The organism is Paenibacillus nitricinens (assembly GCF_052056485.1).
Lineage (GTDB): Bacteria > Bacillota > Bacilli > Paenibacillales > Paenibacillaceae > Paenibacillus_AQ > Paenibacillus_AQ nitricinens.
Genome location: NZ_CP183948.1, coordinates 355,532 through 368,624, shown reverse-complemented (window position 1 = coordinate 368,624; position 13,093 = coordinate 355,532). Strand labels below are relative to the sequence as shown.

Annotated in this window: 9 protein-coding genes; 4 read left to right on the top strand and 5 right to left on the bottom strand. The window is 42.0% G+C overall.

Annotated elements, in window-relative coordinates; translation table 11 throughout:
• The first annotated feature begins 22 nt into the window (after window positions 1-22).
• Window positions 23-1,126 (top strand): glycosyltransferase family 4 protein, encoded by a 1,104-nt coding sequence (locus tag ACN6KS_RS01655; RefSeq protein WP_440961193.1) that lies wholly within the window; start codon window positions 23-25, stop codon window positions 1,124-1,126.
• 154 nt (window positions 1,127-1,280) lie between these two features.
• On the opposite strand, the gene ACN6KS_RS01650 is transcribed toward ACN6KS_RS01655, so the two are convergent.
• The gene (locus ACN6KS_RS01650) at window positions 1,281-2,522 is read right to left on the bottom strand and encodes a DUF445 domain-containing protein (protein ID WP_094873875.1); all 1,242 of its coding nucleotides are present in this window, start codon (window positions 2,520-2,522) and stop codon (window positions 1,281-1,283) included.
• A gap of 272 nt (window positions 2,523-2,794) precedes the next feature.
• On the opposite strand from ACN6KS_RS01650, the gene ACN6KS_RS01645 reads away from it, so the two are divergent.
• Window positions 2,795-3,658: a Cof-type HAD-IIB family hydrolase gene (locus tag ACN6KS_RS01645; RefSeq protein WP_094873873.1), complete on the top strand. Its 864-nt coding sequence runs from the start codon at window positions 2,795-2,797 to the stop codon at window positions 3,656-3,658.
• A gap of 73 nt (window positions 3,659-3,731) precedes the next feature.
• Here ACN6KS_RS01645 and ACN6KS_RS01640 read toward each other — a convergent pair whose 3' ends face one another.
• The 4 genes from ACN6KS_RS01640 to ACN6KS_RS01625 all read right to left on the bottom strand — a co-directional run bounded on the left by ACN6KS_RS01640 (window position 3,732) and on the right by ACN6KS_RS01625 (window position 9,553).
• On the bottom strand, window positions 3,732-5,966 hold the full coding sequence (locus ACN6KS_RS01640; RefSeq protein WP_440961192.1) for an amylo-alpha-1,6-glucosidase: 2,235 nt from the start codon (window positions 5,964-5,966) through the stop codon (window positions 3,732-3,734).
• 64 nt (window positions 5,967-6,030) lie between these two features.
• Window positions 6,031-6,909: a carbohydrate ABC transporter permease gene (locus ACN6KS_RS01635; protein WP_094873869.1), complete on the bottom strand. Its 879-nt coding sequence runs from the start codon at window positions 6,907-6,909 to the stop codon at window positions 6,031-6,033.
• A gap of 18 nt (window positions 6,910-6,927) precedes the next feature.
• A complete protein-coding gene (locus ACN6KS_RS01630; RefSeq protein ID WP_094873867.1) occupies window positions 6,928-7,818 on the bottom strand; it encodes an ABC transporter permease in 891 nt (296 codons plus the stop codon).
• Between the two features lie 22 nt (window positions 7,819-7,840).
• Window positions 7,841-9,553, bottom strand: coding sequence for an extracellular solute-binding protein (locus tag ACN6KS_RS01625; protein WP_094873865.1), 1,713 nt, complete (start codon window positions 9,551-9,553; stop codon window positions 7,841-7,843).
• A 251-nt stretch (window positions 9,554-9,804) separates the two neighbouring features.
• Between ACN6KS_RS01625 and ACN6KS_RS01620 the strand changes: the two genes are divergently transcribed.
• Together ACN6KS_RS01620 and ACN6KS_RS01615 are read left to right on the top strand one after the other, a co-directional pair.
• Entirely contained in the window at window positions 9,805-11,373 is a 1,569-nt protein-coding gene (locus tag ACN6KS_RS01620; RefSeq protein ID WP_179281725.1) for a response regulator, read from the top strand.
• Entirely contained in the window at window positions 11,351-13,072 is a 1,722-nt protein-coding gene (locus ACN6KS_RS01615) for a sensor histidine kinase (protein WP_440961191.1), read from the top strand. Before ACN6KS_RS01620 ends, ACN6KS_RS01615 begins: the two co-directional genes overlap by 23 nt.
• The last annotated feature ends 21 nt before the right edge of the window (window positions 13,073-13,093 follow it).

Sequence of the window (13,093 nt, the reverse complement as noted above, 5' to 3'; positions counted from 1 at the left end):
CGGATCAGAGGAGGCATGAACCATGCATATTTGTATTATTGCGCCGGAACGTCTCCCGGTTCCAGGAGACGGGTCAGTAGAAATCTGCATTTGGGCCATTGCCAGAAGGCTGGCTGAGAAACATAGGGTTACCATTGTGAGCCGCAGAGCGCCGGGACTGCCCGATGCTTCCATATTGGAGCAGGTAAGAATCATTCGATTACCCGCAAGTACTCCCGTTCATTATCGTACTTCGGTGTTAGACTACATTCAGAATGAGTCATTTGATATCGTTCAGATCGATAATCGTCCCCATCTTATGTCTGCTGTAAAGAAACGGCTCCCTCATCTTCCTGTATTTCTATTTCTGCATTCTCTTACATTCACACCGGACACAGTTAAGACTGCCAGTGCCTTGGCTAGAGCAGATCTGATTATTGCGAATAGCCACTCTCTACAGCGAAGACTAAGCCGTCGTTTCCCTCAATTGAACAATGAAATCCGCATCGTCCTGCTCGGAGCAGATCTTGATCGATTTACTCCTGTAGCGTTACAGGAAAAATACCATCTTCGCAGACTTTACAGACTCCCGAGAATCTTTACCGTATTGTTCGTCGGTCGAGTCATTCCCCGCAAAGGGGTGCCCGTATTGATACGTGCTATGTACCATTTAAATAAACACCTTCCCGCTCATCTTGTTATTGCAGGCAAAGGGAAACCGACGTATTTGCGACAGCTGAAGCTGCTTGCTCGGCGACTAGGCGTATCCGTCTCCTTTCTTGGAAATGTAGCTCATGAGGATATCCATACCCTTTATCAAGCAGCCGACTGCTTCGTATGTCCTTCTCAGAATCATGAATCCTTTGGACTTGTTAATGTAGAGGCTATGGCCTCGGGACTACCGGTCATCGCTTCTAGCAATGGCGGTATCCGTGAGATTATCGACTCCGGCCATAATGGATATCTGGTGGAACGATATCGGGAGGCCTTACCCTTTGCTAGAGATTTGCTGCGACTAGGCCGGAATCCGGAGGTAGCAGCAACCATTGGCAGACAAGGACGAGCGGATGCGCTTGATGCCTTCAATTGGCAACGTACAGCAACTGATTTGGAGCGGCTTTATCAAGCTGCCTTAGTACAACAATAGATTCCTACAAGCATAAACGCCTTCGGCATCCTTATAAGGACGATAAGCGTTTAAGCGAGAAATATAAGACAGAAAGTATAGTGTGAAACTTATACTCTCATATATTTCAAAAAAAATAGTCCGCCTCCAATCACTGGAGACGGACTATTTTGATTTAAATAAACTGAACAACCGTAAGGACAAGCCCTACAACAAAGCCGCATAACGCGCCGTTTACGCGAATCCACTGAAGATCTTTACCTACTTTATCCTCCAGCATATTCACTAAACTAGCATCGTCCATGCTATCTAGATTCTCTTTCACCAAAAGACCAATTCGGAAGTGGTTAGCCTCTACAAATGCAATTAATGAAGCGCGAATCCGCTCCTCCCAGCTACCAATCCACTCTTGTTCCTTACTGATACGGCGCACAAGCATGGCGTATAGTGCAAATAACTTGCGTCCGCCAGCTGCCCGATCCTCTTCCAATAAAGAAAGCGCCTTGCTACGTGCGTTCCCCAATTGAGTATGCAGAAAAGCGGTTGCCGCTTCTCCCTCAAGCTCATGCAGTGCCCATTCTTTTACAGAAGTCATTCTAGCCTCATCATTAACAATCTGGAACAGCGCCACCCGAATTTCACGGATGATCTCTTCACGGTAAGGGCTATCCTCCTCACGGAAATCGCGAATACCGGACTGTAGCATTCCTTGCAGCATTTCACCAAGCATATCCGCATCCATAAATCCAACGAAAGCCTGGAAAGCCATCCCCTTAAGTCCACCGAGCTTCACTTCAGCCAGTTTCTCACTGGCGATCTTACCCAGCATAGCTTTCGTTTCAGGACGACCGCTCCAATTAGATACCCCTTCCAGCGCATAATCCAGAGCCGCTACATCTTTTCCATCGTTCATTAATTTAGTGACAATTTTATCAGCCGCAACCCCAAGCTCTGCTTCACGAATATAATCGGAAGCGGCCTTTTGAAGAAAAGGTACGGCTTTTTCTACCGGAAGACGTGACACGAATTCGCTAAGCTGCTCTAGGATCTGGGCTCTCACCTTCTTCTTGCTAAAGAACTTTGTCAGCAGCTTGGAACCCATAGACATAATACCAAACTTGCGCAGCTTGTTCTCAATACTCTCTTTGTTCAGCAGCTCAGTCTCCATAGCGGTAATTAACGACTGAATAATCTTATCCCGATTCTTGAGCAGCAGTGAGGTATGTGGAATACGCAGCCCGAGCGGATGGCGGAATAACGCGGTTACCGCGAACCAGTCGGCAATCCCCCCGACGAGCCCGGCCTCAAAGCCGCCTCTTAGTAGAATTACAGCGAGATTTTCAGGTAGAAATAGTGTAATCAGAAACCCACATGCCATAAAAGCTAGTGACATGGTGGCCAAGTTTTTGGATCTCACGATTAGTCCCCCTTACATACACAGCTGCCGATGTCCTTACGCAGGAAAAATATCGGCGGATCACGTCCCACGACATGAACAGACGATAGACTCGGCTAGTCGATTAGTTTAACCACTATTGTACCACGACTGAACTATTTTCTAAAAATATACGATTAGAATAGGAATGAAAAGGTGTTTTTGGTTTTCAGAATATTAATGATAAGATACAAGTAACGTTCTCACTGGCCCGCGAAGGGCACAACTATGACTGGACAAGGAGATCATACACTATGCTTATTGCTTTAGATATGGATGGTACATTGCTAAACGAAGAAGGACAAATTAGCCCAAAGAACCGTGAGGCGATTATAAAGGCTCAGAATTTAGGTCATATCGTAATTATTGCTACGGGACGCTCCTTTATGGATGCGGAACGACAACTTCGGCTGGCAGATCTGGAATGCCCTGTAGTCAGTCTGAATGGCGCAGTGGTTACATTGTCTGACCACACGCTTGCAGCAAGTAAGCCGCTGAATAAGGAGGACATCATTCCTGCATTACGCTGGATGAACGAAATTCCTGATTTGTATTACGAGGTATACACAGAGGACAACGTATATGTGGAACTCAATAAACGGGTAAGATTAGAGAAGCTATCTGCACTAAGTGAAGAAGAAGTACCCGAGGAGGTCAGCTGGCTGCTCAAAGCAATGATCGATCAGCAGTTTCAACAAGCGGCTGTAACATACGTCGAAAGTATGGAAGAGATCTGGAGTAAAGAAGAAAACGTCATTTATAAAACATTAGCCTTTTCTCTAAACCGGGAGCTGCTCAAAGAAGCCTCCACCCGCTTCGCCGCGATCCCTGGCCTCATTATTACAGCCTCCCATGTCAATAATATCGAAATTAACCATGAGGACGCCAACAAAGGCTCAGGTGTAACTATACTCGCCGCCCACTATGGCATCCCGCTAGCAGATGTAGCCGTAATGGGTGACAGTTATAATGATCAACCGATGTTCGAGGTGGCCGGCTACCGAATTGCCATGGCTAACGCGGCACCCATTCTGAAGGAAATGGCTGAGTTTGTTACCGTCAGTAATGATGAAGATGGGGTAGCGGTAGGAATTGAGCATCTTTTGGCTAAATTCTGAACCAACATACCTTAATCATAAACAGCTAAATAACCTCTGACAGCATCCTGAGGATGGGTCAGAGGTTTTTTTTCTACCGCTTTATACAAGGATGATTGTCCAAGCTCAATGGCTTAGCAAACTCAACGTCTTTTAACAACTCGTTATTCTGCTTATTATGCATAACACGTGATTCGGACAGCCCTGACTGAATCTCCTTGAGTATTTGATGATTCTCATCATATAAGGTGACTGCCAGTAAATGTTCCTCTTGTCTTACAACCAGCTCCATATTTGGTTTAACCTCAAGCGATACCTTCTCAAAAGGAGACACATCGATCATAACTTCCAGTCCCACATTCTTGAATGTATAGGCGTAAGTGACTTCAAGTCCACGGTTATACGTGGCTTCGATCTGTCCCTTTCCTATATTCACATTATAAGCCAAGGATTCAAGCTCTTGCGGAATTCTTGGAGCAATGGTCAGTGTATTGTTAATCAGGTCTGGACGGATACCTAAGAAATATTGATACCACACACGCAGCTGCTCAGCATTAGACCAAGCTTGCAGGTATGCCCCCGTCAACTTCGCCCAGTTCTCCCCTTCCACAGGATAAGCATCCATATTCTCACAAAGTCCACCAACAACACCTAGATTCAAGGCCTGCCAGTTCATATTCTTGAATAGCTGATAGGCGGTTTCTTCCTGCCCCGCTTCAATCATACGCTGCATCGCAATACCATTAAGCCAAATCCAGACCGCACCGTTATGGTAAGCCTCGTCTTTCGGATAATGAGGTGTTAAATGAAATGGACGGAACAAAGGATGATGTCTATCTAAAGAAGCAACGCCCCAAGGGTAGACCAACTCTTCCCATGCGGTACGAATCGCTCTTGCTTTAAAGTCATTATCGTTAAACATTTCAAAAGCAAATAACTGGTTCGGGCGCAAGGAGAATTCCGGCTTGTCCTCTGCGTCTAGTCTATCCGCTAAATAAGGATGAGCCTGATCACAGAAATCCAACTCAAAATGGTGCTTCAAGGTGTCAGCAATACCCTTCCATTTATCCGCATTCACCTTGTCATTCATATATTCAGCAAAGTAAACACCAGCAAGCAATTGGTTATACCAGAGTGCTTGAATATCATTGGCACGGGTATCCCGCGGAGAATACGACTCCAAGTTGCCATCCCGGGCATCCATCCAAGTTTCATTATCTGCGTGCTTCAAGTACCCTTTATCATCTACCCAATATTTTATGGAACCTTCAATACTATATTGTACATTGTGATAAAGCTCTTTAATGATCGCTGTATCTCCTGAATACTTAACGTAATCCTGCAACTGGATAATGAATCGCGGCGTACCATCCGTTGTATGGTAATCTACCTTTCCAGGAGATAAGATATTTGGAATCCTACCAAAGTATTTAGAATCTTCGTCCGTATTCTGAAATTCTGCGAATGACAGCAAGATATTTCTAGCCGTTTCGAATTGCCCTGTAACGAGCACCGCGCCTGGAAGAGCTATGAATTGATCCCGTCCCCAATATTCGTTAAACCATGGCAGTCCTGCATAGATACCATCACCCTGCTGTCTAGTAACCAACTGATCCATGGTGATGTTCAACCAATTCATCGCTAAAGTAAATGTATCATCACTGCTGGTTAGATGGGCATTGTGGTGTAAGAACTCTTCCATCCGCTTAACACGTTCATCTTTCAGAGCACCTATATCTCGCTTAGCTTTAAGGATTAAACCTGCTGCTGCTTCGTTCGTCTTCCCTACAGCGATATAATAGCCTCCAGCGTTTGCGTCGGCCATTAGAATTTCATTATCCATGTGCAAAGGCGAAGGGTTAATAGCACTAACTGCAATGACCCAATCTCCCTCGATAGGGCTAAAGAACGCGATTTGATCCAGTTGGTTGATATAAGTAACATTCTCTCCTCTTAAAGTAATACCTATGGCTTCCTGCACATTAGCGAGACTAATTTCTAATAGATTATGATAATCCAACAACCACAGCTCTTCTGTCAAATCCGCATGGTTACGCACCATTTTGTAAGGATAGGCCCAAACTTCAGATTGTCGATTGTCTAGCTTCTGCTCACCCACAAATAAAGTGTATCCACCAAAAATTCTATTCTTAGCAATATTCAATCCCTCAAAAAAGGCATGTTCCACATGATTCGTATGATGAGATTGCGTAAAATAAAATGCGGCCTCTTTATTCGTAAATGAAATACTCCGATTAGCTTCTGGAGAGATAAACATCTTCATTTCATCCAGAATTGATGGATGAACTTGATTACTATTACTATTCATTGTAAGCCTCCTACTTGAAAATAGTAGGCCGCTATGAAGCTTCATAGCGGCTGTCTACTAATATTTATTCTTTAACCGAACCAACGACAATCCCTGATACGAAATACTTTTGCATAAACGGATAAATCAACAACAATGGCAGCGTGGAGACTACGATTTTAGCAGCGTTCAAAGTCTTATTCGAAACCTTTGCTAATTCCATTAATTTCTCCGGATCTGTAATATTCTGAACCTCAACGCTAAGCTGTTGGATATAGGTCTGCAATGGATAATTCGCCGTTTTATTAATATACACCAGGGCACCAAAGTAATCATTCCAATGGCCCACAATAGTAAAGAGCGTAACCGTGGCAAGCGTAGGCAATACTATCGGAAGATAAATTGTCCCTAATATTCTCCACTGCGAGGCTCCATCTATATTCGCAGCTTCCTCTAGCGATTTCGGTACAGCCCGGAATGCATTCATCAGCAAGATAACATTCCCTATCGGTACAGCACCCGGTAAGATCAATGACCAGATGGAGTCTAAAAGGTTAAGCTCTTTGACTACCATAAAGGTTGGAATCAATCCGCCTGAGAATAACATTGCAAAGATAACGAGATTCATATAAATCTTCTGACCTGTGAATACTCGTGAACTTTTAGACAATGGATAGGCTGTAAGAATCATCAGTACCATATTCACAAGCAGACCTAACACTACCCGTTCTACAGAGATCATGAATGAACGCCAGAACTGGCTGTCAGACAATAATTTTTCATAGGAGCTAAATGTCGGATTAACCGGGAATATACTTACAAGATTTGCCGAAGCCGCCGCATTATCACTGAAAGAGATGGCTACTAAATTGACTAACGGTATAAGACAGGACAAAGCGAACGCTAGAACAAATACCCAGATAATAACATCTGCAATACGACCCTTGATGTTAGATGCGTAAATGGGAGAACCCCCCTTTCTTTAGAAAATACGATAATCCGTAAGTTTTTGGGCCAATTTATTCGCAGAAAGAATCAGTACGATACCAACGACCGACCGTAATAGGCCAACTGCTGTACCTAAGCTGTATTGTCTTTCTACCAGACCCACCCGATAAACGTAGGTATCAATAATATCCGAAGATTCATACACCAAAGGATTATACAGATTGAAGATCTGATCAAAACCAGCATTTAATACATTCGGCAAGTTCAAGGTTGTAACCAGCAAAATAGTTGGCATCAAACCTGGCAACGTGATATGCCACAGTTTCTTAAACCGGTTGGCTCCATCGATGGAGCCCGCCTCATAAAGTCCGGGATCAATAGATGTCAGGGAAGCTAGGTAGATGATTGAACCGTACCCGAAACCTTTCCAAACATCTGTTAATACTAGCATCGGTCTAAACCAGGTATTGCTGGCCATAAACAAGACTGGGTCAATCCCAAACCAGCTTAACATGGCATTAACGGGACCTTCATAAGAGAAGATGTTCATGACTACAGTAGCCAAGATCGCCCATGACAAGAAGTTCGGCAGATATACAACTGTCTGTACAAATCGCTTAGCAAACTTCACACGAATTTCATTTAATAACAGGGCAAACACAATGGATGTAAAAGTACCCACAATAATCTTCCATAACGCGATAACGATCGTATTACTGAAAATCTGTTTGCTGTCTGGAATTTGTAGCATAAATTTGAAATTATCAAGACCTACCCAGGATGAACCACTCATTCCTTTAGCCGGAATATAATTCTGAAAAGCCATTATAATCCCGAACATTGGAATAAACGAAAAGATAATTAGGAAAATCATGCCTGGCGCCATCATGAGATGGAATGCTGTCTGATCTTTTTTATTTTTCATTTACGGATCATCTCTTTCAACATCATTTGGTTGCTATCGCTTCGTTAACTTCCTTAGTAATGACTTCGCCGCCAGTTTTATTCCAGCTCTCTACAAACTTATCAAATGCGTCAGGTTTCTGCTCACCTGTAATGATTTTCAAATACATTTCAAGCTCCATTTTAGTAAGTGTTGGCCATTTCAAAGTCATGGATGCTGTACTTCCAAAGAACAATGGATTCACTTCTTTAATATTTGAGGCTTTCACCAAACTAGCTGTTGTAATACTGGAAGTGTAGCCAGCCCATGCATTAGAATCTGGTGTTCCTCCATTCTTCTCACTATCAAGATATTTCTTATAGGAGTTATAAGCCGTCAAATCCTCATTGCTAGTCAATTTACTTGTATCTCCTGTTTCTAATGCTTCTTTCATGATGTCAACATTACGATAGAAAGCGTCATAATAATCGATATTAATGGCAAGTGGAGATCCGCCAACATTCATGCTCTTATAATCTTCAAATTCTTTCAGAGCTTTTGCATCTTTTTCTTGGTAACGCTGATAGTCATATTGAACACTCACGAGCTTGGCTGCCAGTTCAGGATGTTCAAAGCCTTTGCGAACAACCAAATAACTGCTGGAAGGATTTCCAGTGAACATGGTAAGCGAGCCATCCTCTGATTGTGGGGCAACATAAGATACCCATTTCGCTTCTGGATTCAGCTTAAGCGTGTCAGCCACAGTCCAGCTTCCCCACCAGTTATCCATGAACGAACCACTTTTTCCGCTTGTAAGTAGCGCCTTGCGATCATCACCAGTACGTACGGCAAACTGACGATCAATCAAGTTATTCTTGTACATTTCAGACAACTTGGCCAGTGCTGGCTTCATCTCTGGTTGAACAGATCCGTATACGGCCTTTCCACTTCCATCATCAATCCACTGTTTTGGATACGCACCATATAATGAAAAGATATTATTAAATGAGAATTGTCCACCAGAAACACCAGCAACGTTTTCATTATCAACAATAAGACCTAGCGTTTTACCCGCTCCGTTGCCACCTGGATCTTTTTCTACAAATTGCTTAATAATGTTCTCGACATCGGCCATTGTTTTTGGATCAGCAAGTCCCAATTTGTCCATCCAGTCTTTACGAAGCCAGAGGATACCAGGGCCATGTGAGATTTCAGTTGTTGGTATAGCCATCAGCTTGCCATCAAACTTTGCACTATCCAGAACACGTCCACCGTAGGAATCATAAATTTCCTTAATACGGTCACTGGCCGTATTCTCATAAGCTTCTGTCAGATCTGCAATCAGATCGTTCTCATAAAGCTGTTGCAATGTCGCATAGTCGGGAACCACCATAAGATCAGGGATTTCACCACTTACAATGGCCATCGAAACTTTCTGACTATAGTCTGTACCATCATTCGATTCAAACGAGGTCGTATTTTGGATATTCAGCTTATTCTTGAAATATCTTGTCCATACATTGTTTGTGGAATTATCACCCTCATAAGAGGTTCCTGCAAGTGCCGAATAGCTTGTTGCCACTTGTCCAACAGAATAAGAAACCGTTTCAGGATATGCGCCAAACGGAGTCGTCTGTGCTTCTTTCCATGCAGGATCACTCGCATCTGTCTTTGGGGTAGATGCTGAAGAATTATTAGAACTCGAACAACCTACCATAGCAACAGCTAATAGTGATGCTAATATGATGGAGCTTGATTTTCTTAATTTATGTTTCATTATAAGAGCCTCCCTTTTTCTATAAAAAACTCGTATTAGAAAACGATTTCAAAGCGCCGGCCAGCTTCAAAAAAATTTATATCGTTACTTCCTTAAGTTTATAGATTCTTGCCATCCATCGTAAACGCAAAAAAATTATGTTTTACACAAATAAATACTCATCATTGATGATAATATCGGGGAATTATTGCTACGGTCGAAGATGTTATACTACAATATCAATGTCACTACATGTCGAAAGGTGGTACATAATGTTATCCATACTGGTGGTAGATGATCATAAGGAGGAGCGAGAGGGAATTGCTTTCCTCATTAAGGAGCTTGGCTTCCCCCTCCAATTGCATGTTGCAGAAAACGGCCGTAAAGCACTTGAATATGTAAGCGCACACTCTGTCGATATTCTATTTACCGATGTGCGGATGCCTATAATGGATGGATTACAGCTAACAAAGGAAGCATTAAAGCTGCACTCCAAACTTAAGGTGATCTTATTCAGCGGATTCGCTGAATTTGAGTATGCTAAAACAGCCCTCTCCCTGGGCGTATCCGAGTATCTTTTGAAACCGGTTAATATAGAAGCGTTCCAGACTACTTTGGAAAAGGTTATTCAGGAATTAAAGCACCAGCAGCAAAAAGAAAAAGCGTCTCAAAGAAAGCTAAGCTATGTGAGAAAACATCTACTCTTCTCTCTAGTCAACGGCATCGGAAGCCCGCCTCCTCTTCAAGAGCTGTCTATTGAATTACCGAGCCAATACAATAAAATGCTTTTGTTAGAATTCGATAAGCCATTTTTTGAATCTGTAGATTCGGAATTCGAAGAGTTTGTACTTGGTTTAGTAGACTCATCTGCTGATTACTTAAATCTAAACGGATGTCAAAGCCTACTACTGTTTCCTGAGCAAAAGTCCCCTTCTTCCCAGTTTGATAATCATTCAGCGATGCACCTGCATCATTGTATCCTTGATAAATATAAAGTGAATTGTTATCTCGCTATGAAAGAGGAAGTAACCTCAATACTAGATTTAGGTTCAATTTTGACTTCATTAGAAGAATTGATGGAATATCGTTTTTTTCTCCCAGATACTTTTGTATTTAATACACAAAATGACTTACATTTCTCTGAGGCCTTGTATCCAGACCTTACAGATAGTCATCTACTAGATCAGATTCGTAATAATTTGAAGGATCAAGATATTTTTAGCTTACGGGCAAATACTGAAATTTTATATCAAAAATACGTACATCAAGTACAGTATTCACATTTGTATGTAAAGTATATGTTCTCCACCATCTATCAAGAAATCATGACACAAGCTGCACCGATATCAGAAATGGAGCTGCAGACTGCCGTCGAGACCATATATGGATCTGAAGATTTGCGGGACATCAAAGATATCATATTTGAAGGTATCGCTCGGATTGATCAGAACTCCACCAACCATGAGCCTATTCAGAACCGTGATGTCGATGCCGTCAAACAATATATTGAACAATATTATGCAGATGATCTCAGTCTGGAAATGCTTGCTGCTAAAGTGTATTTATCTCCACATTATCTTAGCTCCATCTTCAAGAAGCAGACAGGCTGTGGGCTTAATAAATATATTAAGAATGTCCGCATGCAAAACGCAAAAGAGTTGTTAACAAATACGCATCAAAAAATATCAAGCATTTGCACCGCAGTGGGCTATCGCAATATTTCATACTTCTGCCAAAATTTCAGGGATTTCTATGGGTACACACCAGAAAAATATAGACAGTATAATCAGAAGTCCTCTGTATATCGGGAGGAGCATTATGCAACTTTGGCGGACACTTAAGCAAAATATTCACGATTTGAAGTTTCAAACCAAGATCATGCTTTCATTTATGTTAATCAGTATGATCCCTGTTATTGTATTGGGCAGCTTCTGCTATCAGGAAGCCAAATCTTCCCTCATTAAGCAATCCAAATCTGATTTGAAGGCAGCCTTAAATCAAGGGGCTTTAGCTTTAAATAGTCATTTAGATGTCTACAATAAACTCATGAATTTCTTGAGTTTTAATCAGGAAATTATTAATTCAGCCAATCATACCTATACAAGTATGTATGAAATGTATGATCAGTTAACCCATGTGATTGACCAAAATTTCAATACGGCACGGTATCTAAATACCGGTGTAGAACAAATAACGCTGTATACAGGAACCAATCTTTTGGCACATGGCAATACCGTCCGAGCCTTAAATGATATTAAACAGAAACATTGGTACCCGGCGTTGATGAAGTCAGTCGATGTCCTGTGGTTTACGGATAACAAGGAAATTTTTGCTGTTCGACGCATTATCAATACGAAACAGAAAAATCCTAAAGAAAATGTGCTGTATGCACGTGTGAATTACGATTCGCTATTTAATCCTTTTGACCCCCTACTCTCTCAGGGTTCAGAGATTCTTGTCAAAGATGCTTATGGAAAATCGATCTATGCCTCGCCTGGTATAGAAGGATATATTCCTTCCAATAGCACAGACAACATGGATACGCTGCAATGGAAAAATACAAAGTACACTGTATTGCAATCTGAAGTTCCTATATCAGGATGGACAGTGATGTTATGCAAACCTACGAAGATGATTACGAATTCTGCCTGGAAAATCCTCACGACAATCGGGCTTGTTATTGTTGCCTGTATTGCTGCCGTTGCTATAACTGCCAATCTATTCTCTCGAAAATTCAATTCACAAATTAAGCGTCTACGCAATAATATGCGTACCGTAGAAGAGGGATCCCTGGAAGTTACGGTCACCAGTACATCCAAAGATGAAATCGGAGATTTAATCAGAGGTTTTGGCAATATGGTTGACAAAACTAAAGTGTTAATCGATAAAGTATATATTGAGGAAATTTCACGAAAAGAATATGAAATGAAAGCCCTACAATCTCAGATCAATCCCCATTTTCTATATAATGCTCTTTCGCTCATCAATTGGAGAGCCATTCGAATCCATGCCACAGATATTAGTGAAATGGCGCAGCTTCTGTCCACGTTCTATCGGACTACCCTGAATAAAGGGAATAATATCATTTCGGTTTCGGATGAACTATTGAATGTACAAGCTTATATACAAATTCAGCTTAACATGCATAGCAACAGCTTTGAGGTAGAATACCAAATCGACGAGGCCATTCTCTCTTATTACATGCCTAACCTGATGCTTCAGCCTCTAATAGAGAATGCTATTATTCATGGCATCGAGAATAGAGAAGAAGAAGGAAGCAAAATTATTCTATCCGGAGAAATGGTGGAGGAGTGTATCCTCTTCAAAGTAAAGGATAATGGCGTTGGCATCCCACAAGAACGACTTAATCTTCTGCTAAAATCCCAGTCGATAGGCTATGGGCTCAAAAATGTAAATGACCGGGCAATGCTAATGTACGGACCAGAATACGGCTTGTCCATTACCAGTATTCTAGGTCTGGGAACGGAGGTCACATTTCGATTTCCGTCCAAAAGGTACGAAGGTGGCTCAAATTTATAACGATTATACTCAAAATCAACC